We start from the raw sequence: 24,037 nt of genomic DNA, 5'->3' as shown, positions 1-24,037 counted from the left end.
AGAAGATATATGTTGTACTATGGGTACTTTTGAAGGATCGGTCAGCTACGACTATCGCTCCGCCCCGGGCTTCCGCGATCCGGGACGCTATGCGGCATTGGGTGACATAACGGGCTGCGGCCGGTATGGGCTGGGCTGGTCGATTACGGCTACTGAGGCTTACAGTGTGCTTTTGAATTTCGGCGAAACGCATCTGGTGCCTACAAGTCCGGCTGATCGTGCTCACGGTCTTCAGTTGCGGTGCCTCTCGGAATAAACGGACGCAAGGCGTCTTTTAATGCCAGCCTCTACCCTACTTTTGGTTGACTTTGGGTGGACGGACGCCCGGGAGGTGCCGCAATTCTCGACGCGCAAGCGGCGTGTTGCGGGCCGCCCGTGGGCAGGCGTCCGGCCCGCGCGACCCAAAGGGTCGCATAAGCACTACCCCTTTCTGTCGAATTCATCCTCAGCCTATAGTAGTTCGCCGCCAGCGGAGAGCAGCAACGAGCGCCGACGAGTTGCAGTCCGCCACCTGCCAGGGCGGCGGACTGCGCGGCTCTGTGAGCCGCAAGAGCACAGCCAACAAGTTCAGCCTTATCGCCTGAGCGGGTCGAAGCCTGCGGGGTTTGGGGTAGAGACTGGCAGCAAAAGACGCTGTGCGTCCCTCCGCGGCGGGAGGCTTCGGCCCGCACAACCCTACGGCTCACAAGAGCACTGCCTATTTATTTTCGGCCGCAGCCAGCGGAGGACGAATATTAAGGCTGAGGCGGCCAGTAAAAGACGCTGTGCGTCCCCTCCGCATCCGGGGGCTGCGGAGGGCCGACCGTTGACACGGGAACTTAGCTATTCGCTCTCGCCCCACTACCCGGGCAAAAGTACAGCCCAATCCACCGCCCAAATCTCAGCCCCCTGCTCGGCCCGGCGCGACGCGAAAACCGTAATCGGTTTTCGCGCCCGAAGAACAGGCACGGCCCAAAGCTCGCCCCAATTCTCCGCCCCGTGTCCGCCCTACTGCGGCTCCGCTTTCGCTCCGCCGCGTTTTCGCGCGCCTTGGGAAATCTTGTCAAAACGTGCCAGCACATTTTGACGATTTCCCTTTTAAGGCGTGGCGCGCGGCTTTTTCTCATCGCCCGCTGGGATTTCATCTCGATCTTGCTCACCGCAAAACGAGTAAAATCCCTCTTAAGGCAGGCGGGCGACGGATTTCACACACCGTTTGACCGCGCGCCTTGGGAAATCTTGTCAAAACACGCAAGCGAGGTTTGACGATTTCCCCCTTAAGGCGCGGCACGCGATCTGGTCATTACCCCGGCTGGAACTGTTCTTTTTAACTTCGCTCCGCTCGTTTTCCTCCTCGCCGCTCGGCAATTTGCAAACTGCGTTTGCATTGCACTCGCCGGCAGCGTCGGTTGTGAACAAAAGGAACCGAAAAAACTTCAGACGGATGCTGACGCATCCTCCAGCTGCCGGCGGCCCTAATCTTTGTTCGCACGCCACAACGACAGAATCGCCCCGAATAAAACAGTCGGTCGCCTTGAAGCAATCTTCAAGGCGACCGACAAACATCAGGAGACCGGAAATCAGAAACCGCCGAAATAAGGCTCGCACAACACCACGATCTCCTCCTGACCATGCTGCCCTGCAATCAAATAGAGACTATACAGCGTCCGCAACCGATCCAACGCCTCCTCTTCGACCAGCGCCTTCTTTGCCCCCCGGAATCGGTCGTAATAATCCACATACTCCGTCAGAACCGCCGCCGACTGTCTCGCCAGCGCATTCCCCTTGTCATACGCCCCCGCCTTGTAGTACGCCTCGACCAGATAAGGCACCATATCGTCCATCCGCAACTGCTCCAGCGGCATCTCGCGCATCGCCCGATCCAACACCTCGACCGCCCGGATCGTATCGCCCTGCTCCGTCAGCGCGTTGGCCAACCGGGCAAACGACGAACGCAGTTGCGACGCCGCAAAAGTGTTCGTAACGAACGCATCCACATAGACTCGCGGATCACCGACATTTCCGTACCGATAACGATTCATCAGGTTATCGTACAGCGTCTCCGTATCGATCCGTCCGATGCCGAACGACCGTTCGATCGGCGACTTGATCGGCACCAGCCGGTAAGCCATCCCATCCTGCTGGAGATAAGACCAGGCCTGCCCCTGTCCGCCGCCGTAATGCACCAACCCCCACTTCAAGAGATCGGCCGGCGAAGTGAAATAGATCGGCCGCGTCCAGTCGTTCGAAGCCAGCAAATCGAGAAAGACCATCTCGCCCGCTGACAACACCGACTTGTTCGGATTGATCTCCAGATAGATCGTATCCTCGATCAGATGCGCATCTTCCGGCCGAACGACCCCGCTCCGAAGCACATTCTCCTTGTTGACCGGAATCGCAATACGCCGCGCCGGCACGATGTCCATCATCGTCCCGTCCCGATCGACCACCACCCGCGTCCGCGGATCGTTGCTGTTCACCACCGTCATCACCTCCTGCGCCGTCCACGGCGTGCCGTCCGGCTTGTCCACCTCGCGGATCAGGAACTGCCCCACCGCGTCGCCATAGTATTTCTCCCGCGGCAGCGAGTGCGGAATCGCTTCCGAATCGTTGGCTTTCATCCGCATCTGGTCGATATACCAGTCGCCGCCAATGTACGACGAGTTCATCACCCGCACATCCGGCCGCACATTTTCCACCTCCTGATTGTACCACAACGGGAAGGTGTCGTTATCCCCGTAGTCGATAATAATCCCGTTGGGCAGCACGCTCGTCAGGTAGTTATACCCCATATCGCGCGCCACGTACCGATGGCTCCGGTCGTGGTCATCCCAGTTCTGCACCGCCAGCACGGTCGGCACCGACGCGCAAATCACAAACGCCACGGCAGCCGCCAGCCGCCCGTCGGTCTTGAATGCCTTGCGGCGCAACAGATCGTAGACCCACAGCAAGCCCAGCCCGATCCAGATCGCAAAGGCATAGAACGACCCGGCATAAGCATAGTCCCGCTCTCTGGGCTGCAACGGCGTCTGGTTCAGGTAGAGGATGATGGCCAGCCCGGTCATGAAGAAGAGCAGGAAAACGACCAGGAAGTTCCGCCCGTCGCGTTTGAGCTGATAGAAGAAGCCGATCAGCCCGAGGATAAACGGCAGGAAGTAGTAGGTGTTCCGCCCCCGGTTGGCCGCCACCTCCGACGGCAGATTGTCCTGCGGCCCGAGATAGAGCTCGTCGAGGGGCCGAATACCGCTCATCCAGTTCCCGTCGATGATCGAGTGGTTCTGAATATCGCTCTGCCGCCCCACGAAGTTCCAGAGGAAGTACCGCCAGTACATGTTATTGAGCTGATAGGCGAAGAAGAATTTGAGGTTCTCGCCGAAGGTCGGCACGGTCACCATCTTCCCCTCCTCCGTCCGGACTTTTCGTCCCTTGACATCCGCCCACCGTTTGTACTCCTGCACATGGCTCGCCTCGGCGCTGTACATGCGCGGGAAGAGCATCTTGGTCTTCCCGTCGTACTCGAACCCGACCACCGTAGACATCGGTCGGTACTTGCCCTCTTCGTCTACGAAATAGGAGTCGCTGTATTTCGACGCCACCGCCGGCGAGGCGTAGCTCTCGCCGTAAATGAGCGGCCGACTGCCGTATTGCTCCCGGTTGAGGAACGAAAGCAGCGCATAGGGATTGCTCGGGTTGTTGCTGTTCATCGGCGGGTTGATACCGGCGCGGATCAGCACGATGCCGTAGGTCGAGATGCCGACGATCACCATGGCCGTGGAGAGCAGAATGGTATTCCACCCGACCTGTCCGCGCTGCTGGGTCCGCCACACGCCCCAGCCGAGGCCGCACAACAACAGCACCACGAATGTCACGAGTCCGCTGTTGACTCCCAGTCCGAATCCGTTCACGAAGATCCGGTCGACGAACGCCCCGATCGACACCACCGTAGGGGTGAGGATATAGAATGCGCCGGTCAGCAAGACTGAAATGGCGCCCGGTTTCCAGAGTTCGGCTTTCGGCCGTCCGGGGAATTTCTTGAAGTAGTAGATAAAGACGAGTGCCGGGATGGCCAGCAGGTTCAAGATATGCGCCCCCACGGAGAGCCCCATCAGATAAGCGATGAGCACCAGCCAGCGGTTGCTCCCCGGCCGATCGGCAACGTTCTCCCACTTGAGAATGGCCCAGAAAACAACGGCTGTAAAGAGCGACGACAAGGCGTACACCTCGGCCTCGACGGCCGAGAACCAGAAGGTGTCGGTCCAGGTATAGGCCAACGATCCGATCGCTGCGGCACCGATCACGGCCCAGCTCTGTCCGTCGGTAAGTTCGTTCTCCTCTTTGCGGTACATGCGCCGCCCGAGATGCGCGATGCTCCAGAAGAGGAAGGCGATGGTCAGGCCGCTCTCCAAGGCCGAAAGGGCATTAATCGCCCCGGCCACCAAGGTCGGATCACCGGCAAAGATCGCTCCCAACCGGTTGATAAGAAAGAAGAAAGGGGTTCCCGGCGGGTGTCCCACTTCGAGTTTATAACTGGTGGCGATAAATTCGCTGCAATCCCACAAGCTGGCGGTGGGCTCCATGGTCAGCAGATAGGTGAGGCTGGCGATCGCGAAAACGATCCAGCCGCCCCACAGGCTGCGTTTACCAAAACTGCTCATTGACTCTCTCTTTTTCAAATGGGTGATTGGTATGCTATTTGCGGTGGCTAAGTTAATCTTTTTTTACCGATTCACTGACAGACGATTTCATTGACTATATATATTTTCATTGAGCAGGAGGGTACTGTTCTCTTTGTGAACAAAGAGAACCAGAAAACCGACGCTGCAACCGAGCGCCATCAAACTTGTTTGAATGGCCGAGGTGCAAGGAGGAACCGAGTAGCGTTCCGAGAGCAGAGACCGTTTACGGGCTATGCCGAGATAGCACGAGGAAGCCGAAGGCAACGCGTAGCCAAACTTTAGACGGAGCTGACGCATCCTAAAGCTGCCGGCGGCCCAAATCTCGGTTTGTTCGTTGGGCTGGGGTTTTCCGGTGCGGGCGCATTAGGGTAATACTCGCATTATATGCGCCCCGCCGAGAAAACCCAGCCCGACAGATTCACGAAGACTGAGGACTGCGGAGCCTAAGGAGTAGCGTAGCTATCACGAAAGTTCTTTGGGTACCTTTCTTTCAAGAAAGGTACGGTTCTATCCGGGGCAAAGAATAGAAATGGCAAGAAATGATTATCTTCGAAACGTAAACAAAAAAAATGATTTTATGAAAACATGGATTTTTACGGCGCTACTGGTTATGGCCAGCGCCGCAACCGCACACGCCCTCGTTCCGCAGCAGCAGGACAAAGAAGCCGCTAAAACAACCGCGGCCAAATCCACTTTCGCCGACTTCGAAGGTCAGGACAGCGCCGGTCGAACCGTGAAACTGTCGGACTACGTCGGACGCGGGAAATACGTTCTCGTGGACTTCTGGGCCTCGTGGTGCGGGCCGTGCCGCAAGGAAACGCCCGTGATCGCGCAAGCCTATAAAAAATACAAGGACAAAGGGCTGGAAGTCTTGGGAATTTTCGTGGCGGACAAGCCCGAGAACCTGGGCAAAGCCGTGAAAGAGTTGAACATCACCTGGCCGCAGATGATCGACACGAACAATGCCGCCGGGAAGCTTTATGGAGTGCGGGGTATTCCCCACATCGTACTGTTCGGGCCGGACGGGAAGATCGTGGCCCGCGGCCTGCGCGGAGAGGCCATCGACCGGACGCTGTCCGAATACCTGAAATAGCCCCACCGGACGGAAACAAGACGGAACCGGGTTCCTGAATCGGCCGCGAAGGCCGATTCAGGAACCCGTCTGTTTTCAGTCCTGTCAAAAGATTTCGGAGAGAATCCGCAATGAATTGACGTTATAGATCGCGTCGGTATGGTAGCCGTAGAGGTCGATCAGCCGTTCCAGCAGCGCCACCCGCTGTTCGCGCGCCAGCCTGACCGCTCCGAGCTCCTCCGGCCGACACGCGTTGAGGGTGTGGAACAGCGCCGCCTCGGTCGGAGGCATCACCAGCGTGTGGGCCGGCGGATCCGCCGTATAGAGCCCGTTCCGGTAGTCCAGCGAGTAGCCCGGGGCATAGGTGTCCCGCGGCGCATACCCCATGTATTCGGTCAGCCGCACGAGGAACCAGAGGTGGAAATTGGCCACCCCCTCCTCCATGTCGTCCAGCTCGGTGATCGCCTCCTCGACAAAACGATAGAGCCCCGGATCGGGCTCGTCGTCCTGGATCAGCCGGTAGAGCAGTTCGGAAAGAAACAGCGCGATCGAGCTCTTGACGATGTCGAACGGCATCTGGCTCAGCGCCACCCCCAGTTGAGGCTGTTCGATGTTGTGCATCTCGCTGCGCCCCGCCCACGCGTCGAAATCGAGGATAAAGAGCGGCTGGAAGAACCCCCGCGTCCCGTTCTGCGCCGAGAGCTTGGCCACGTAGCTCCGTCGGCCGTAAGCGGCCGTAAAGATGCGGACGATCAGCTTGCGGTCGCCGTACTTCATGGCGTGGAGCACGATGCCGCGCGCCTTGTAACGGCCGCGTGGCACGTTCGCTTTCTGTCCCTTGCGCGGCAGCGGCGGAGCCGGCACGTTGGGCGGAAATGCGCGGGGAGTCTCTTCGGCCATCGGTTTTCGTTTCAGTCAAAAGGGTTTCGATCCGGAGCGGAAACGGCTATCGCCGATCCTCTTCGATGCGCGACAAGAGGTACTGCCCGTAAGGATTCTTGGCCATCGGCTCGGCAATCTCCCGCAGCCGTTCCGCCGTGATCCACCCGTTCCGATAGGCGATCCCCTCCAAACAAGCCACCTTGAGCCCCTGCCGTTTTTCGATCACCTCGATAAAGGTCGAGGCCTCGCTCAGTGAGTCGTGCGTCCCGGTGTCGAGCCAGGCAAATCCCCTACCGAAAAGCTGCACCTTCAACTCGCTGTCCCGCAGGAACCGTTCATTGACGGTGGTAATCTCCAGCTCGCCCCGGGCCGACGGTTTAATCCGCTTCGCCACGTCCACTACCCGGTTGGGATAGAAGTAGAGCCCCACCACGGCATAATTGGACTTCGGGTTTTTCGGTTTCTCCTCCAGTGTCTCGGCATTGCCCTCGGCGTCGAACGAGACCACGCCGTACCGCTCGGGATCGCTCACCCGATAGCCGAAAACCGTAGCCTTCGGCGCGGTCGGATCTTCGGCTGCCGCCACCGCCTCGCGCAGCATCTCCGAGAAGCGCTGCCCGAAGAAGATATTGTCGCCCAACACCAGACAAACGGCGTCCGAACCGATAAATTGTTCGCCGATGATGAAAGCCTGCGCCAGCCCGTCCGGCGAGGGCTGTTCGGCATATTCGAACCGCACGCCGTAGTCCGACCCGTCGCCCAGCAGCCTGCGGAAACCCGGCAGGTCGTGCGGGGTCGAGATAATCAGAATCTCCCGAATCCCGGCGAGCATCAGCACCGAGATCGGATAGTAGATCATCGGTTTATCATAGATGGGGAGCATCTGTTTGCTGACCCCTTTGGTGATCGGATAGAGGCGTGTACCGGAGCCTCCGGCCAGTACGATACCTTTCATTCGCGTCGAATGGTTTTGATTGTTCGCACAAAGGTACGGTTTATTTCGATGGGTTGCGCGACCGACCCGATCCGCTCTATCGATCTCCGCGGCCGCGCCCCTCGTACCAATCGATAAAGGCGCGGTTCACCAGTCTGTTTCCCCCCGGCGTGGGGTAATCACCCGAGAAATACCAGTCTCCCGCGTGGTTCGGGCAGGCCCGGTGGAGGTTTTCGATCGTCTGGTAGACCACCTCCACGGGCGACGGGCAGCCGGAAGGCGTAATCATCCGGGCGATCCGGTCGGCGATCTCCCGATCCGTGAACGGCTCGTAGATCCGTTTGACGTGGTTCACGATCCGTTCCTTCGGCAACCCCTCCTGCGCCCGGCAGGCGGCGTAGACCTCGTCGATCCGCCCGGCCAGGCCGCGCTCGTGCAGCAGCTCGACGGCTGCGTGGAAGGCGATGAACTCGCCCATGCTCGACATGTCGATCCCGTAACAGTCCGGATAGCGTATCTGGGGCGAGCTGGAGACGATGACGATCTTCCGGGGCCGTTGCCGGCTCAGGATGTGAACGATGCTGCGCCGCAGGGTGGTGCCGCGGACGATGCTGTCGTCGATCGCCACCGCCGTATCCACGCCGGGCCGAATCGTTCCGTAGGTCGTGTCGTAGACATGCGCCGCGAGGTCGTCGCGGCTGGCGTCCTCGGCGATGAACGTGCGGAGTTTGATATCCTTCAGGGCCAGCTTCTCGCGCCGCACGCGCATCGCCATGATGTCGGTGATTTCGGCCTCGGTCAGCGTGGCCCGCGCGGCCAGCAGAGCATGGCATTTCTGTCGGTTGAACGCCTCTTCGAGCCCCTCGACCATCCCCATATAGGCCACCTCGGCGGTGTTCGGGATGAACGAGAAAACGGTGTGGGCGAAATCGGACTCGACGCGTTCCAGCACTTCGGGCACCAGCAGCCGTCCCAACGCTTTGCGTTCGCGGTAGATGTCGCGGTCGCTGCCCCGCGAGAAGTAGATGCGTTCGAAGGAACAGGGGGTCGGTCGCTCCGCCGGCCGGATGCGGGCCATGCGCCGTTCGCCGGCTTTGGTGACGATCAACGCCTCGCCGGGCCCCAGTTCGGCGACCTGCTCGGTCTCGATATCGAACGCGGTTTGCAACACGGGCCGTTCGGAAGCCACCGCGACCACCTCGTCCGAAACGTAGTAGAAAGCAGGGCGAATCCCGTGCGGGTCGCGCAAAACGAACATATCGCCGCTGCCGGTCAGACCGCCGATCACATATCCGCCGTCCCACAGCTCGGAGGCCTCGCCGAGAATCCGTTCGAAGTCGATGCGAGCCTCGATCGCCTCGTTCAAAGCGGCCCCGGAGAGCCCCATCTCCTTGCAGCGCCGATACTGCCGGTCTGCCTCGCTGTCGAGCAGGTAGCCGAGCTGTTCGAGCATGATGAAGGTATCGGCATTGTGGCGGGGATGCTGGCCGCGGGCGACGATATGGTCGAAGACCTCGTCCACGTTGGTCAGGTTGAAGTTACCGGCCAGCGCGAGGTTGCGGCACCGCCAGTTGTTCCGCCGCAGAAAGGGGTGGGTGTACGAGATGCCGGATCGTCCGGTGGTGCTGTATCGCAAGTGCCCCATGCAGACCTCGCCGAGGAAGGGTTCGAGTTCGGGGTGGGCCTCCCGGTCGCGCCGGACGGCGTCGAAGAGCTCCTGAATGGCCCCAGCCCCGACGGCGCGTTCGCGGAAAACATACTCTTCACCGGGCTCGGCATGGAGCTTGACGGAGGCGATCCCGGCCCCCTCCTGCCCGCGGTTACGCTGCTTCTCCATCAGCAGGTAGAGTTTGTTCAGCCCCCACCACCGGGTGCCGTAGCGTTGTTCGTAATGGTCGAGGGGTTTCAAGAGCCGCACCATCGCCAGGCCGCATTCGTGTTTGATTCTGTCGCTCATTTCGTCTGTTTTTTATGCCGGATCGGTTCGTTTTTCGTTTTCGACCGCCCCCGGAATACGACAAGAGGACATAGCGCAGCAATGCAACTATGTCCTCTTGGGTCGAGATTCGTCGTATGTTCGCGTTCCGAAGCCTGTTGCAGCTCCGGAACAAGGTATCGCCCCTCCGATTCGATGTTGTTGATGTCGTCGGCCCGGCGCATAGCGACGAGGGAGGCACCGAAAAAGGCAGCGCCCCGCAAAACGGACGGTATAACGGTTGTTCGAATCATGACGGCGAGGACAAAGGTAGTTTTTTTCCGCTCCGGTCGCTCCGATCCGCAGGAATTTTCTTCGCCCCGGGGCCGGCGGATTTCCCCGTTCTCCGCGCCGGACAGGCAACAGTACGGCACAAAATGTTATCTTTGCAGTATCGTATCGTTATCTTCTTCTATCGGGAATCATGACTCAAGGAACGACTGCTCCGGAAACGAACAACAATAAAGAGATCGACCTGCTGGATCTGCTCCGCCGGGTGTGGGACGCGCGGCGACGTATCGTGAAATATGCCCTGATCGGCGGGGCGGCAGGGCTCATCATCGGGTTCAGCATTCCGAAGAGCTATGTCACCACCATCAAACTGGCTCCGGAGAGCAAAAACGGCTCCCAGTCAGGAGGCGGGATGGCCGGTTTGGCGGCTATGGCGGGGATCAACCTGAGCCAGGGGGCGGGGAATGACGGGATTACGGCGGCTATTTTCCCGGAAATCGTTCGGAGCACGCCGTTTCTGTTGGAGTTCGCCGAAATTCCGGTCACGCTCTCGGCACCGAAGGGCGAGACGGGGGTGCAGATGTCGCTGTTCGATTATGTGACGGAGCATCAAAAACGGGCGTGGTGGAAGTACATCACGGCTTTCCCGGGGCAGGCGATCGGCTGGGTGACTTCGATCGGACGGGACAAGGCGGAAGAGGAGGCATTACCGGCTTTGGATTCGGTCGATTTGTTCTTTTTGCCGACGCCTTACCGCTCTTTCGTGGGGGCTTTGAACAAAATGTTGCAGGTCGAGGAGGACAAGAAGTCGTCGATGCTGGAGGTAAAGGTGACGATGCAGGATCCGCTGGTGGCGGCGGTGGTGGCGGACTCGTTGGTGATGAAGCTCCAACGATACATGACGGCTTACCGGACACAAAAGACGCGCAACGATCTGGAACAGAATATCCGTCAGAATGCGGAGGCAAAGTTACGATACTACGAGGCGGAGGACCGGCTGGTGGCGGCGGTGGATCAGAACCGGACGATCAGTTCGGAGGCGCTCCGGACGCGGATCGAGCGGCTGCGCAACGAGCGGGAGATTGCGTATAATGTTTACAATCAGACGGCGTCGCAGGTGGAGGTGACGAAGATCAAGTTGCAGGAGGAGACGCCGATTGCAACGGTGGTCGAGCCGGCTATCGTTTCGGATCGTCCGGCGGCTCCGAACAAGATGTTGTTCCTGGTGGGTTTCGCTTTTCTGGGTGCATTTATCGCAACCGGGATTGTGGTCGGAAAGTCGTTGCTGGTCTCGGCTTCGGAGGCAGGCACAGATACGGATTTGAACTCTGCAGAGCTTCAGGCATAAACAGGCGGTTTTCACTGCCGATATAACATTAAGAATGGGTGCGGTTTACAGTCCGGCTCAAGGCGGAGTTATACAAATCGCCGAAGCAGATCGAGGCGGAACGGAAGTTGGCGGTGCGACGGTTGTAGGGATTAATCAGCTCGGCCCAGTCGTTACGGTTCACACCGTGGATTTCAGATCCGGAACCGCTAAGATGACTCATCCTGTTGGGCTGGGCGAATGAGGGCATGCCCACTCTCGTTGGAGTCGACGGGGCACCTTCTGCGAACACTCTGTCGAGGTTTGGCGTACAGGCCTTTTTGAATCCGTCAACACGGATGCCGTCAAGAGTGGGCATCAGTACTTTTCGGTGTTGTTGCGCGGCTTTTTCCTCTCCCTCTTTCTTTGGTTTCGATTCAGACATGGCCATCAATCCTTGCGGCATGGCGGCGGTCCCTGATGCGGCAGCCATTGTCACGAGGCGACGCTTGATAAATGATCACCGTCATCTATCCATATTATGATGGTTGTTCCCCAAGATGATACGAATTTGACCGTAGCATGGCAGCGCCGTGAGCGCCTTGCAGTAGTTGCCCCATGCTATCTCCGGGTAATTCCAGCGATTGTCGGCAAATAGGGTGAGAACTCCAGAGGCATTTTTAGAGATGCGGCAGGCTACTTCTGCGTCGGGCGATACAACGGAGAGCGAGGGCAATTCCCGGCCCTGATTCAAGGTGTACCAATAGATATTTTCTTTCAGGGCTTTGGCTACCCTTGTGAGCGGTTTGTCGCAAACCGCTCCTTTGTCAGCCCAATAGTAATAGTTATGTGTGTCACGCGCCCATTCCTGTTCGGGACGCGAGCCATAGGCCGGCACCCAGGCGTTAGATTCCTGCCCATCGAAATCACAGTTGATTTTTAGTTCTGCACGCGATATGCGGAGTCAAGAGCCGTTTCTATCTTAAGATTGCTGATATAATCGGCCGGAACCGCATACAGCGTCACATCGCGCAAGATACCGCATACCGGATGATGGGCATATCCCGACGCATACGATATCTCCTCCACGGGGTCTACCAGCCGCAGCTCAATGATGTTTTTGCGGCCCGGCTGCACAAAACGGGTAATATCAGTCTCCCATCGGCTAAAACCTCCGCGATGTTCACGCACAGTCTTTCCGTTCACGATTAGAGTGGCGTAGCTGTATGTACCGTCGAAACGTAAAATGATTTTATGTCCTGCAAAATCCTTGGGGATATTGACTGTGCGCTTGTAAATCACCGCCTCGTCATGGGCCACACCATAGCCTTGCATGGCAAGCTCGCCGGGTACATTGACTTTTGTCCATTTGGAAGAGGGGGAAAACTTGAAGTCCCATTTACCGTTGAGATTGATGGTATGCGACTTGACTCCATTCACCCAAGAGGGTATGTTCCAGCTATTTAAAGAATAAACCGAATATGCCTCGCAATCGATGGCCGAGAAGGCCAGCACTGCGAGCGTTACAGCCGCCCGGGTTATGATATCCATTATATGAATGGTATAGAAAATTGAGGCTTAACGAACAAAGACTTTTATGGCGGAGGGAAGGCCGGGCGCCCCAGACTCCATGCGCGGCAGGAGCTGCAGGGCGGACGTCGATGCAACACCGCCCAGATCGATGACCACACGATGAGGGGCCGGTGTACCCTTCTCGGTTGACCAGTAGGTCGATTCCTGGAGATCGAAAATCTTGTCGGCAGCGTGATTGCCTGAGGCTGTATCCTCGCTGTCGGCATACAGGACTTTCCAGCTTTCCCGCGGCAGGCGCCGTCCGTCGAAACCGGCAAGGTGGATTTCGGCAATCGATGTCACGTCATCGCCATCGGTTTCGAGCATAAGATACCGTCCTTGCGCTATCGAGTCAAACCGTATGGTCTGCCATCCGTTGACCTTTGTCAGAGTGCGTTCGGCAACCGGGGAGGCGCCGTCGAAACGTCCGAGAGCGGTGCTGTCAGAATGGATCTCCGGCGACGGCAGCCGCAAACAGTCCACAACAGGATGGTCCAGTCCCTCCGACACTGCCTTTGTCGGGCCGAGAATATCGAAGACAATCACTTCGTTGTCGCCTGAGTTCAACCAGCAGCCGGGCACGTAGAGTGTCTGCTGCGGACCGATCTCCCAGATGCGGCCGATGGCGTGGCCGTTGACATACACCAGGCCCTTGCCCCAGGTCGAGAAGTCAAGGAAGGTATCTTTGGGCCGGCCTTTGACGGTGAAGGTGGCGCGGTAGGCCCCGGGGGTGCGGGCCGCGTGGTCGGACAGCGGCTCGAAATTCATGGCGGAATAGGTAGAATAGCGGTCGTGAACGGAATAGACATCCCACTCGCGACGGCCGCAAGTGAACTTGCGCCCGTCGCGGTCAATGGTCAGGCTGACTCGGTCGGTAATGCCCTTATAGTCTTTCATTGCGCCCCCGAAGTTCACCCGGCCCATCCCCTCGACGAGGATGTCGAGCCGCGCGCCGGCAGGTATAGGCGGCAGTGTGACTGAACGGTCGAAGTTGCGGCGATAAAGGTCGGCTATCCATTTGCCGTCGAGAAACACGCGGGCATAATCATGCACCTCGTCTATGTCGAGTACCGACGACTCATCGATCGAGGGCAGGATGGTGCGATAGACAATCGATCCATATCCCTGGTCAAACATCTCCATCGGCGCGATGGTGTCGGAGTGCACCGGCTCAGGCAGGTTGGACCAGAGCGGAGCATACTCCGTAAACTCGAACGGCTTGACTTTTCCCGCCTTTATGACAGGAGGGATCGGCGAGGGCCTCTTGTCGGAGAAGCCGGCAAGCGCCCGGCGCAGAGCGTGGTATTTGGGTGTGGTCTGGCCGCTCTCGCTGATGGGGGCGTCGTAGTCGTACGAGGTCACGTCGGGGGCATAGGCCGGGGAGTTGGCGCCGGCCCAATGGCCCCAGTTGGTGCCTCCGTGAGTCATGTAGAGGCTGAACGAGATGCCCTTGGACAGCATCTCTTCGATGCCCGAAATCATCACCGAGGCGTCGCGGGTCTCATGATTCGCGCCCCAGCGGTCGAACCATCCGCTCCAGAACTCAGAGCACATGAGCGGCGCGTCGGGCCGTTGCTCTTTCAGGGCGCGGAACTGGGCGTCGATATTGGCGCCGGTGCCGAAGTTGAGTGTCCAAACCGTCTCGTCCAGGCCGTTAAGCAGAAAATTCGACGACCAGTCGCACTGAAACAGTACCACCGACGGGCCGTAAAGTTCGCGGAGCATGTCGCGGATCTCGCCGACATATTTCTTATTGACGCCATAGGCGCCGTATTCGTTCTCCACCTGTACCATCAGGATGGGGCCTCCTTTGTCGACAGTGAGGTCGCCGACCTGCTCGGCCACCTGCCGCTCGAAGAGCGCCACGCGCTCCATGAATGCGGGATTGTCGTCGCGCAGCTTCAGGCCGCGATCCTTCAGAAGCCACCAGGGCAGGCCGCCCATGTCCCACTCGGCGCATACATAAGGGCCGGGGCGGAGTATCACCTTCATCCCGTTTTTCGCGCACAGCTCTATGAAGTGGCGCAGGTCATTGTTGCCGGTGAAATCGAACTTGCCGGGCTCCTCCTCGTGGGCGTTCCAGAACACATACAGGCAGATTGTATTCATACCCAGCGCCTGGCATAACTGAATGCGATTCTCCCAGTAGTCGCGGGGGATGCGCGGATAATGCAGCTCGGCGGCTTTGATCACGAAAGGCTTGCCGTCGAGCATAAAGAAGCCTTTGCCGGCCTCGAACGTGGATGCCTTGCCGCCCCAAGACTGCCAGGCGGAAAGTAAAAGCGGCAGGAGAAAAACCAGCGGGGCAAGGGTTCTTTTTATTGACATGTCCTTTGGCTCGTTTTGCTTTGTTTTGCGATAGTTCTGAGACGTGTCGGAGCGAGATTGCCGCCGGGGACGAAACGCTCGGAACGCATATATGCGAGGATGCTTGCAAGGAGCTGTCGACTGGCGATATCGTCCGATGAAGCCAATTCCGGGGCAAGCAGATCGAATGCACTGATGATTAGGCGTCCTTTGCCTACGTTTGCTTCATACAGCATCCCGAGTGCGCGGTTGTTGGTAAAGTTGTCGACAACCTCTATGATCGGTGTTGCTCCTGCGACAGAATCGCTGAAAATCACGCGGCCGCGTTTCAGCGGATGCCACCACTGCCAGTCGGTGTGGATTTCTGTAGGGAACAGTTCAAGAGATGGATGGTTGGCTGCGACAAGAAGTCCCATTCCGCCAGCCTGATTCGGGAAATGTACCGGGCTCCAGAATACCGGAACAAAATGGCTCGCCATTCCGACGATAGAATCAGCTGATGGCGAGAGTAACACTTTCCGTCCTTCTGCGAGAGCCGCCAGGGCCTCGTCAATATCGCGGGTGAGCACTATGTCTGCGGTGTCGAGGGCCGGATGATCGGGATAGATCCAGATATGCCAGCTGTTGGCATAGCTTTTATCGCCGGTCTCCACTGTAATGCTCAGCGTCATGCGGTCGGGGCCTTTCAGCCGGCCCGGGGCTATCTCTAACTTGCCCGCCTCGTTGAGTCCGACTACCAGCGGGGTACGATCCATTGTGCCGGAAGTGACGGTGTCTCCCTTGCTGTCGGTTATTGTCCACTGGACATGCGCGTCGGCCAAATCGGCCGGGCTGTAATTCGCCACCTGAATGCGTGCTGCAAAGGGCTGATGCTCACTGTAGACAGCACGGTCGAATCGTGCCAGCGGAACTACCGGAGCGGCAAACTGGCGGAACCATGAGGGAGAAGCCACTCCTTTGGAATCCCAGAACGCGTTGACCAGTCCGACAAGGGCTGTGCCTTGACCCGGGAAATCCTGCAGGCCGAGCAGCTGATAGCCGCTGATGCCCGGAGTGCGCATGGCTCTCTCGATATCCTCTTTGTAAAGCAGAGCGGCAAGGCGGCCCGATGCCTGAAGGTAATCCTCTGCCCGGTGTAGCCTCCCTTTGGCCTGCAGGTCAGCCGCCACGGCCTCAAAATTGCGGGGTGCCAGCGTACCGATGTACAAGCCTGTCTCTTTCAGGTCGGGATAGACTGCATATTGGCCGATTTCATGCGAAATGAGCGGAACGGTAGCCGGAGCCATAGCCGAAGAATAATCTCGATTAAATGTGGGAGATTCCATGTCAAACATTCCCTGGCCCCGCACCCAGCCGTCGTCGGTCCACTGTGAAATCATAAACTGGTCGTTAGGCTCGGGATGACCTCCATGCCCCTGGTCAAAGCAGAAAGACGTGGCGGCGTAAAGGTGCCGCGGGTCGGAGGTGCGCATCGTGTCTACCAGGGTGGTGATCCACCCGATGTCTGTGCTGAGCTCATTGCCTGCCGTCATCAGCATGAACGACGGATGATTGCCGTATTCCTCGATTATGCGCTTGTATTCTGCAAGAAGAAACCGCTTGGTCGGCAGCGATTCTGGCCCCTCGGGCACATCGTTCCACAGCGGAAGTTCTATCTGAAGATAGACGCCTTTGCGGTCGGCCACCTCAAAAGCCGCTTCGGGCGGACACCACGAGTGGAAGCGGAAATGATTCAGTCCCCATTCTTTCAGGGTGTTGAATTCCTTCTCCCACCCTTCGGCATCCATGGGCGGTGTGCCGGTCAGCGGAAATATGCAGCACTCCAGAGTGCCGCGCAGGAACACGGGGCGCCCGTTCACCAGCAACTGCCTGTCGCGGCTTTCAAGCGACCTCATGCCAAAGGTTTCGGCTATGGTGTCAGCCCCGGCAGAGGCTCTCAGGCGGTACAGAGCCGGATCGAACTCCGACCATGTCGATGCGCCTTTCATGGCTACGGTCCACTCCACGGTGTTCTCTCCGGTCTTCAGTTTCGCTTTGCGTTGCCCTGTGCGGGGGACATTGCCGTCGGAGGTGCCCTGCAGCTGAACAATATCCCAGTCGAGGCGTATCTGTTTGGCCGATGAGGAATTGTTGTCTATTGTCAGTACTATCCGTGCCGCCTCGAGATCGTTACTGGGATAGATTCTTGCCGATGAGATGGTTATGTCCGGCACAACAGAGAGAGAGAGGTCGCCGAGTATTCCGTTCCACTTCACCTGGGTGTGGTCGGTGTAGCAGTGGGCCATGCCGTTGCTCACGGCATACTGCTCGCTATTATCGACCGTGACGCTGATGGTGTGGGGACCTTCGCTTAACGGGGGAATGATGAAGCGATGAGGCGTGGAAAGACTCTCGCCCACACCGTCTACCGGTGTGCCGTCGATGCTTACGGCGCTGCGCCACAACACACGCCCCAGAGTCAGTTCTAGAGGCTTTCCTGCCATGCCTGAGGAAAGCTCGAAGGTGCGTGAATAAGTGGCCGGGCCTTCGTAGCGGTGGCGACGGGTCAGATACAGCAGCTGCGGCTGCTTCAGTGCGGGCCGCAGCGTGTCGGGGCGGCCTAATCCCGCAGCGTCGGTCGTGCCGGGCAATGTAATGGTGGCGGCTGGATATCCGCCCAGTTCGACTTTCCATTCTCCGGCCAGGTCGATGCGCTCACGGGCATGGCAGAGCATTGAGACGGCTCCGACAAAGAGAAGAGTGGTGATTAGGAAACGGTACATGTCATCAAGTCGATTATTGGTTCAACAGCTGGCGTATTGCATCCGAAGTGCCGCTGCCGTCCGTCTCGGCCGCGGGAGCGAACAGGGCCTTTACCTGGTGCGGTTCAAGCGAAAAAGCAGGATTGAACGCCTGCCCGGACACATAGTCGGACACTGACCGAAGAAGGCGACGTGTGGCCGGGCGTTGGTCGATATTTTTATCGGGGTCGACGCAGAGCACGAACAGACGGCCCCTCCCCACCTTGGCCTCGAACGCTATGCCGAGCTTGCGGTTGACTTCGTAGGTGTCGATGCTCTGTATCACCGGAGTCAGCGGTCCGATATCCGTCAGATTCAAGGCCCGGGCATTGTCAAGGATGTCGGTCCACTGCCAGTCGGCATACATGTCGGTGGGGAATGACCCGAATGCGGGGTGCCGGTCGTCGATCAGCGTGCCCACGATCATCGGGTCCCAGTTGAACATGATGGGGGTCCAGAAATGGGACGCGAAGCGGGTTTTACGCCCCGGGGCGTCGGACGGAACAAGCAGCACGGCCTCTCCCTGGGCCAAACGGGCAAGCGCTTCGTCGGGGTCGGTGACAAAAACGGTGCTTTCGACCGTATCGGCTTCCGGATACACCCAGATGTCCCAACTGTTGTGAATGTCGCCTTCCTCGGCATGGAGCGTGTATCGCCCCGGAGCACCGACTGCCGTCAGGTCGGCTTTGATAGGGCCGAGCGAATCGACGGTGCTCCGCATGACGCGGTCGTGGCTGACACGGCCCGAGGCGACGCGGTTGCCGGCCTCGTCCTCGATGCGCCAGTCTGTATGGCCCTGGCGGAGATCGGAGGTACCGAAATTATAAATATGAAGCGAGGCTTCGAATGGCTCGGAGGATGAATACACCCGTTTGGGCATCTTGGCCAACAGCACCCGGGGAGCGCATGACTCGCGGTATTTTTCGGGAGAGACAAGCCCCTTGCTCTCCCAAAAAGCATCGAGGAGGCCGACAAACGCACTGCCCTGGCCGGGAAAATCCTGCAGGCCGAGCAGCTGGAAGCCGCCCGAACGGTCGCTGCGCAGCAACGCTTCGTTGACTTCCTTGTATTGCAATACGGTGTGTGCGCCGGTGGCTTTGAAGAAATCTCCGGCCTGATGAAGCATTCCGCTGCGGGCGAGTCGGTCGCGGAACACCCCCATGTTTCTCGGCTCGAGCACGCCGGTATATTTCGCCATCTCCTCGAAATCGGGATACATGCAGCGCTGGCCGGTTTCATGCGCGATGACGGGGACATCTATGCTGCTTGCCGCGTTGACATCCCAATCGGTAGCCGGACGGCCTTCATATACCGTAATCCACCCTTTGGCGGTTACATGAGAGACATAGTACTGGTCGGACGGTGTGTGTGTGCGGGCTGTGCTGGCCGAATAAAGATGACGCGGGTCATGGGCCTTGCCTTTGACTATAAGGTCCTCAAGGACCGAAAAATCGCCTTCGTTTTCGTTGCCGTTGCAGTAGAGCACGAACGACGGATGATTCCCATATTCATCAAGGATGGCATACATCTCGCGCTCGAACCAGTCGCGGCGGTCGGGATGCCGGCCGACATCCTTGATCCACATCGGCAACTCTACCTGCAGGTAGAGGCCGAGCTCGTCGGCGGCATCGAACGCAGCCTCGGGAGGGCACCAGCTGTGGAAACGCACATGATTCATGCCGTAGTCACGGATAGTACGCATGATCCGGAGCCAATCCGATTTGTAGGTCGATGGATAACCGGTGAGAGGCCATACGGCGCAATCGAGAGTGCCGCGAAGATGACGGTCGATACCGTTGATTCTGATATGATGGCTTCCTTGCTCCACGCTACGCAGACCGAATCGCTCGGAGCGGAGGTCGATGCCCGCGTCGGAGCGGAGAGAGGCCGTGACGAGGTAGAGCGCCGGATCAAACTCGTCCCATAGGCGTGCATCGCGGCCAAGCGGTATATTGACCGTCAACAACGAATCGCCCGGCGTTACCGTCACGGTTTTTGCCGCCACCTGTTTGCCGGCAGGGTCGTCAACGCCAAGGGTCAGTACGCCGTCCGTCGTGGCCGTTGTCCGCACCCTGACATCGACCGAGCGTGAAGCCGCATCCGGATATAACTGAATATCCCGGATGTGCATGGCCCGCCGCGCCACGAGGTGAATATCTCCGATGATGCCGTTCCAGTTGGTCTGGGTGTATTCGGTAGTGCCGTGGTTCCACTGGTCCATCGGGAATGGCGCGCGATTGTCAACGCAGATGGTCAGCGTGTGGGTGCCCGGAGTCAGTGCGTCGCTGAGGTACCAGCGGTGAGGGGTGCTCAGGCGCTCGCCTGCGGCCACTTTGCGGCCATCGACATAGACTGTTGAAAACCAATGGCAGCGCTCCAGCTCGAGCTCCAATGCCGCGCCGGCCCAGTCGGCAGGGACGGTGACTTCACGTTGATACCAAGCCGGGCCATTGTATTCGAATTTGCGACTCAGCCGGTCAACATAAGCCGCGGTGTTTTTGATACCTTTGCCGCCGGTGTCGGTCGTGCCCGGCAAGATGATCGTCTCCGGAAGACGCGACAGATACAACTCCGACCCGGGCGTTTTGCCGAAATCCATCGGGTCTAGCTGAAATCGCCACAATCCTCCGAGATCGAGGGTGTCAGACGCCGGCCCGATTGCCGACGCGGTGGTCGATACGCATACGGCGGCAGCTATAAGGCTCCAGTATTTGATTTTCACGGTGATGACAAGTACAAGTGTGGGGTTAGTCGGCGGAGGAACCTTTCTTTAGGCGCGCCACAAGCGGGTTGCCGTTGGCGGCGACAGAGCTGAAAGGTGTCGCGCCGTGTCGGCGCCGGTCGCGGCCTCGTCGGGCCGGTCTGACCCGCGGATGTCGTTTCTTACGGGTTCGCCGGAATCGCGACGGCCGGGAGTGTCGCGATTCACGGCCCCGTCATAAGCCAATGTGGAAATGTTGTCGGGATGACGGCAAGGGATAAAACCGCGCTCTTAATAGTTCGTGGCGGTTGATTATTTGCCAAAGCGTATCGTTATGTCTTCGATGGAAGGGGTGAGCGGCAGCCCGTCGACATTCTCCGTGATGCCTACCTCTTCCGGCGAAGGCGGGATAAACCGCGACTTGACTCCGCGTATTTCGGCACCCTCGCCGGTGAGTGTCACAACGGCCCACAGCGGTTCCTCATACATCATCGAGTATTTCATCAGGCCGTAGCGATTGTTGATTTCAGGCGGGAAGCGCTTGTCGGAACGGGTGTCCTTGCCGATCCATACGTATGACGCACTGTTGATCTGCACATAGTTTATGCCGTTGATTTCGCGATGATAATTGCTGTGGTCGTGGCCGCTGAACACCAGGGCCACTTTGGAGAAGCCTGCGCGATTATTCTCCTGTTCGAGAATCGCACGCACCGCTTCGCCGTTTTTCAGGCGAAAGTCTATGCTCTGATGGGAGAACAGCACGCACCGCTTGTCGGTCGAGGCCAGGTCGCGTTTGAGCCATTCGATCTGCTGCGGATCCATCCAGTCGGTTGACTTGCCATAGTAGTTGCCGTGGTCGTAGGGATGAATGTTACCCTGCCCGTCGGCCCAGTTGTTGTTGTCGAGAACGATGAAGTGGAAGTCGCCTCGGTCAAACGAGTAATAACGACCGGGCATGCCAATGCCGGCGGCGTATCGCTCCTTGGCATAGCTGTCGCAGTCGTGATTCCCGATCACATGGTAGCGGTAGCCCGGAAAGCGGTTCCAAGCATCGAGGTAGCAGCGGTTGGCGCTGTCGAGCCGGGCAAAATCGCCGAGCTCGATAATGAAATCCGCCTGCTCTGCCGTGGCATGGTCGACAAACGCCTCAACGCGCTCAAGCCCGCCGGGCACATCCGGGGCATGAAAATCAGAGGCGATGGCAAATTTAACCGGCTCTACGCCCCGGACTGCCGGAGTCGACATGACAATGGAGGCCATGGCGACCAACAACCGCAAAAATCTTTTTTCCATGGATTATTATGTTATACGATCATGACAGTGTGTCAAATCATTCTGACAAAAATACAGATCTGTCGAACAACTTAAAATAGCCATTTATGTTTGTTTGATGGATATTCTTGCGATTTTCGCTATCCCCGCGAGGGATGATCAACCCTAAGTCTCGTTATGATTCAAAAAAAGATGGATTTATCGGAGAGCGGGCCTTCGTGCTTCCGCCGGCCTGTGTGGCCGAGCTGGAGAGCCATCCTCTGGGCGCTCAGCTCCACTTCACCGACATCGGTTATTACCCCGCTGCCGACAACCATTGCCGACAACGTGACGTGCCGATATCGCAGTGGGTGCAGATCTATTGCCGGTCGGGGCGGGGATGGTATTCGGTGGATGGGAAACACTATGACGTCAGATCCAATCATTATTTCGTGCTTCCGGCCGGGCGACCGCACGCCTATGGCGCCGACGATTCCGACCCCTGGACAATATATTGGATTCACTACAAGGGGTCGCTGGCCTCCCTTTTTGCACCTCCGACGATAGCGCCTACGCTGCTGAACTCTGATGCGAACAGCCGTATAAGCAACCGGATCGAATTGTTTGAGGAGATAATGACCACACTCGAACGCGGGTACTCGCACGAGTCTCTGATATACTCGTGTGCCACGCTGATATACTTCCTCTCGACACTGAAACAGGTGGATCGCTACAGAGCGGCAGGAATGACCGCCGGCGACATGGCCGGCAGGGACAAATCAAGCAGGGTGGATGCCGTGATAGGATACATGACGGAAAACATCGAACAACCGCTTCGGCTGACTGATATGGCGGCACATGTCCATGTCTCGCCTTGTTATCTCAGCCATCTGTTCGCCTCACACACCGGACAGTCGCCCATGAAATATTTGAAGCAGCTGCGCATACGACACGCTTGTCAGCTGCTTGACTTCACTTCGCTGCATATAAATCAGATATGCCACAAAGTAGGCGTTGCCGATCCCTACTACTTCAGCCGTCTGTTCACCTCGATAATGGGCATATCCCCCACCGAATACCGTCGCCGGCCGAAAGGATAGTCGTATCTCCACGCTTTTCGGGCCAAGTCTCCAAAAAGAATGGTTCCGGCTCGTAGCCAATGATTGGCATATAAATAATAGTACTTTTAAGAGAACCGGAAAACCGACGCTGCCAGCGAGGGCAATGCAAACGTAGTTTGCAAATTGCCGAGCGGCGAGGAGGAACCGGGTAGCGTTCCGAGAGCAGAGACCGTTTACGGGCTATGCAGAGGTAGCACGAGGAAGACGAAGGCAACACGAAGCCAAACTTCAGAGCGTATCCCTGCGGGATGCTTTGACCGTGCCAGCCCGGTCTTTGGGGTACCGTACGTTGATAGAATCCGGTTATCAATTAAAAGTACGACAAATTAAGAGGCTGCGTAGCAATGACCTGCAACACATTCTCCTATTATCGAAAGACGAACAAGGCTGCGACACGGTCAGCCTTTTTGATCTAACTGCCCGTACAATTTGAACTTATAGCGACCGTGGGCAAGACTTACCAATTTCTTATCTATCCATTGCCCACACCTCGCACGGATTCTTTTTCATCTGTCAACCGTCAGATAAGTAATTTCAGACCGCATCAAAATATAGCAAAAAAACGGAACTTTTTCAAGGAGCGACACTCTTTCAAGATAATCGAACATTAGGTAACAAAAGGGAATAGGATCGGTAAACGTTTCGCGAAATTTGACCGAGTAGTGCAGATACGGGCCGGTCGAGTTGCCGGAATTCCCGGTTTACTCATTCCTTGCCACTTTCTCATTGTTTATCCGCTCTTTGAAGACCTTAAGCGTCGTATCGAGTATATCCCGCTCAACCTCTCTCATATAAGCAGCCATCCGGGCAAAGTCTATCTCGCCCTGATCGGTAACCGGCAACAATAACTTCTCACGTTTTATACGCTCATCGTTTATCTCCCGATTAAAGCCGTATTTCTCCGATAATCTATTGATAATCGGAATCATAAACAGATAGGCATATTTATCCAGCCCCTCGCGCCTTAATTTCGTCACATGATCGCTGGCGACGAAAGCATATCGGTGGTAAAAAGCGCTGCCGACACTACCGCTATTAGCCAACGTCAAACAATCCTCAAACCTTCTTACGCCACCATCGTTACCGATAAATCCATCGATGCCATTATTGAGGGACGTGGAAGATACATAAGGTATCCGGCCCGTTGTGTGGTCGGCTTTCTTGAGTCGCTTACCCCGCTGAATTTCAGTAAACACCTCGGTAAAATAAAAAGCTTTCCAGTTGGAGTCGAATAGGCTACCCCCCCCCCC

The 24,037-nt window shown here is 57.7% G+C and carries 16 protein-coding genes; 4 read left to right on the top strand and 12 right to left on the bottom strand.

Annotated features, from left to right (window positions below; translation table 11 throughout):
- Nucleotides 1-19: 19 nt before the first annotated feature.
- Entirely contained in the window at nt 20-256 is a 237-nt protein-coding gene (locus tag QZ302_RS02785) for a hypothetical protein (protein ID WP_294592223.1), read from the top strand.
- Nucleotides 257-1,559: 1,303 nt separating this feature from the next.
- Here the strand turns inward: QZ302_RS02785 and QZ302_RS02780 are convergent.
- Nucleotides 1,560-4,634, bottom strand: coding sequence for a DUF2723 domain-containing protein (locus tag QZ302_RS02780; RefSeq protein ID WP_294592222.1), 3,075 nt, complete (start codon nt 4,632-4,634; stop codon nt 1,560-1,562).
- 550 nt (nt 4,635-5,184) lie between these two features.
- Between QZ302_RS02780 and QZ302_RS02775 the strand changes: the two genes are divergently transcribed.
- Nucleotides 5,185-5,748, top strand: a complete 564-nt coding sequence (locus QZ302_RS02775; RefSeq protein ID WP_365320665.1) for a TlpA disulfide reductase family protein — start codon at nt 5,185-5,187, stop codon at nt 5,746-5,748.
- An 84-nt stretch (nt 5,749-5,832) separates the two neighbouring features.
- Here the strand turns inward: QZ302_RS02775 and recO are convergent, their stop codons facing one another.
- From recO to QZ302_RS02760, 3 genes are all read right to left on the bottom strand, one after another.
- On the bottom strand, nt 5,833-6,627 hold the full coding sequence (recO, locus tag QZ302_RS02770; RefSeq protein ID WP_294592220.1) for a DNA repair protein RecO: 795 nt from the start codon (nt 6,625-6,627) through the stop codon (nt 5,833-5,835).
- A 46-nt stretch (nt 6,628-6,673) separates the two neighbouring features.
- Entirely contained in the window at nt 6,674-7,564 is an 891-nt protein-coding gene (gene rfbA, locus QZ302_RS02765) for a glucose-1-phosphate thymidylyltransferase RfbA (RefSeq protein ID WP_294592218.1), read from the bottom strand.
- 76 nt (nt 7,565-7,640) lie between these two features.
- Nucleotides 7,641-9,500 carry an amidophosphoribosyltransferase gene (locus QZ302_RS02760; protein ID WP_294592216.1) on the bottom strand — a complete coding sequence of 620 codons (1,860 nt, stop codon included), beginning with the start codon at nt 9,498-9,500 and terminating at the stop codon, nt 7,641-7,643.
- A gap of 442 nt (nt 9,501-9,942) precedes the next feature.
- Between QZ302_RS02760 and QZ302_RS02755 the strand changes: the two genes are divergently transcribed.
- Nucleotides 9,943-11,097 carry a Wzz/FepE/Etk N-terminal domain-containing protein gene (locus QZ302_RS02755; RefSeq protein WP_294592214.1) on the top strand — a complete coding sequence of 385 codons (1,155 nt, stop codon included), beginning with the start codon at nt 9,943-9,945 and terminating at the stop codon, nt 11,095-11,097.
- A gap of 28 nt (nt 11,098-11,125) precedes the next feature.
- On the opposite strand, the gene QZ302_RS02750 is transcribed toward QZ302_RS02755, so the two are convergent.
- From QZ302_RS02750 to QZ302_RS02720, 7 genes are all read right to left on the bottom strand, one after another.
- Nucleotides 11,126-11,548 (bottom strand): alkaline phosphatase family protein, encoded by a 423-nt coding sequence (locus QZ302_RS02750; RefSeq protein WP_300601191.1) that lies wholly within the window; start codon nt 11,546-11,548, stop codon nt 11,126-11,128.
- A 33-nt stretch (nt 11,549-11,581) separates the two neighbouring features.
- Nucleotides 11,582-11,953 carry a hypothetical protein gene (locus QZ302_RS02745; protein WP_294592209.1) on the bottom strand — a complete coding sequence of 124 codons (372 nt, stop codon included), beginning with the start codon at nt 11,951-11,953 and terminating at the stop codon, nt 11,582-11,584.
- A gap of 41 nt (nt 11,954-11,994) precedes the next feature.
- On the bottom strand, nt 11,995-12,606 hold the full coding sequence (locus QZ302_RS02740; RefSeq protein WP_294592207.1) for a sugar-binding domain-containing protein: 612 nt from the start codon (nt 12,604-12,606) through the stop codon (nt 11,995-11,997).
- A 27-nt stretch (nt 12,607-12,633) separates the two neighbouring features.
- Nucleotides 12,634-14,955, bottom strand: coding sequence for a beta-galactosidase family protein (locus QZ302_RS02735; protein ID WP_294592205.1), 2,322 nt, complete (start codon nt 14,953-14,955; stop codon nt 12,634-12,636).
- On the bottom strand, nt 14,946-17,696 hold the full coding sequence (locus QZ302_RS02730) for a hypothetical protein (RefSeq protein WP_294592203.1): 2,751 nt from the start codon (nt 17,694-17,696) through the stop codon (nt 14,946-14,948). The genes QZ302_RS02735 and QZ302_RS02730 overlap by 10 nt, the downstream gene beginning before the upstream one ends.
- Nucleotides 17,697-17,709: 13 nt before the next feature.
- Nucleotides 17,710-20,412, bottom strand: a complete 2,703-nt coding sequence (locus tag QZ302_RS02725) for a sugar-binding domain-containing protein (RefSeq protein WP_294592237.1) — start codon at nt 20,410-20,412, stop codon at nt 17,710-17,712.
- A 315-nt stretch (nt 20,413-20,727) separates the two neighbouring features.
- Entirely contained in the window at nt 20,728-21,708 is a 981-nt protein-coding gene (locus QZ302_RS02720; RefSeq protein ID WP_294592201.1) for a metallophosphoesterase, read from the bottom strand.
- 134 nt (nt 21,709-21,842) lie between these two features.
- Here QZ302_RS02720 and QZ302_RS02715 point away from each other — a divergent pair, with 134 nt between their 5' ends.
- Complete coding sequence (locus QZ302_RS02715) at nt 21,843-22,766, top strand: AraC family transcriptional regulator (RefSeq protein ID WP_294592199.1); 924 nt, start codon at nt 21,843-21,845, stop codon at nt 22,764-22,766.
- A gap of 722 nt (nt 22,767-23,488) precedes the next feature.
- Here the strand turns inward: QZ302_RS02715 and QZ302_RS02710 are convergent.
- A partial coding sequence (locus tag QZ302_RS02710; protein WP_294592196.1) for a restriction endonuclease subunit S occupies nt 23,489-24,037 on the bottom strand: 549 nt, incomplete at its 5' end.

Source organism: uncultured Rikenella sp., assembly GCF_910579375.1.
Classification (GTDB): Bacteria; Bacteroidota; Bacteroidia; order Bacteroidales; family Rikenellaceae; genus Rikenella.
Note: the sequence above shows the minus strand (reverse complement) of the source record. Positions and strands in the feature narration are given on the sequence as shown.

What these genes read in the sequence shown, in the direction of transcription:
- QZ302_RS02785 (WP_294592223.1), top strand. Translation starts at nt 20, where the DNA reads ATGGGTACTTTTGAAGGATCGGTCAGCTACGACTATCGCTCCGCCCCG.
- QZ302_RS02780 (WP_294592222.1), bottom strand. Translation starts at nt 4,634, where the DNA reads ATGAGCAGTTTTGGTAAACGCAGCCTGTGGGGCGGCTGGATCGTTTTC.
- QZ302_RS02775 (WP_365320665.1), top strand. Translation starts at nt 5,185, where the DNA reads ATGGCAAGAAATGATTATCTTCGAAACGTAAACAAAAAAAATGATTTT.
- recO (WP_294592220.1), bottom strand. Translation starts at nt 6,627, where the DNA reads ATGGCCGAAGAGACTCCCCGCGCATTTCCGCCCAACGTGCCGGCTCCG.
- rfbA (WP_294592218.1), bottom strand. Translation starts at nt 7,564, where the DNA reads ATGAAAGGTATCGTACTGGCCGGAGGCTCCGGTACACGCCTCTATCCG.
- QZ302_RS02760 (WP_294592216.1), bottom strand. Translation starts at nt 9,500, where the DNA reads ATGAGCGACAGAATCAAACACGAATGCGGCCTGGCGATGGTGCGGCTC.
- QZ302_RS02755 (WP_294592214.1), top strand. Translation starts at nt 9,943, where the DNA reads ATGACTCAAGGAACGACTGCTCCGGAAACGAACAACAATAAAGAGATC.
- QZ302_RS02750 (WP_300601191.1), bottom strand. Translation starts at nt 11,548, where the DNA reads ATGGCTGCCGCATCAGGGACCGCCGCCATGCCGCAAGGATTGATGGCC.
- QZ302_RS02740 (WP_294592207.1), bottom strand. Translation starts at nt 12,606, where the DNA reads ATGGATATCATAACCCGGGCGGCTGTAACGCTCGCAGTGCTGGCCTTC.
- QZ302_RS02735 (WP_294592205.1), bottom strand. Translation starts at nt 14,955, where the DNA reads ATGTCAATAAAAAGAACCCTTGCCCCGCTGGTTTTTCTCCTGCCGCTT.
- QZ302_RS02730 (WP_294592203.1), bottom strand. Translation starts at nt 17,696, where the DNA reads ATGTACCGTTTCCTAATCACCACTCTTCTCTTTGTCGGAGCCGTCTCA.
- QZ302_RS02720 (WP_294592201.1), bottom strand. Translation starts at nt 21,708, where the DNA reads ATGGAAAAAAGATTTTTGCGGTTGTTGGTCGCCATGGCCTCCATTGTC.
- QZ302_RS02715 (WP_294592199.1), top strand. Translation starts at nt 21,843, where the DNA reads ATGATCAACCCTAAGTCTCGTTATGATTCAAAAAAAGATGGATTTATC.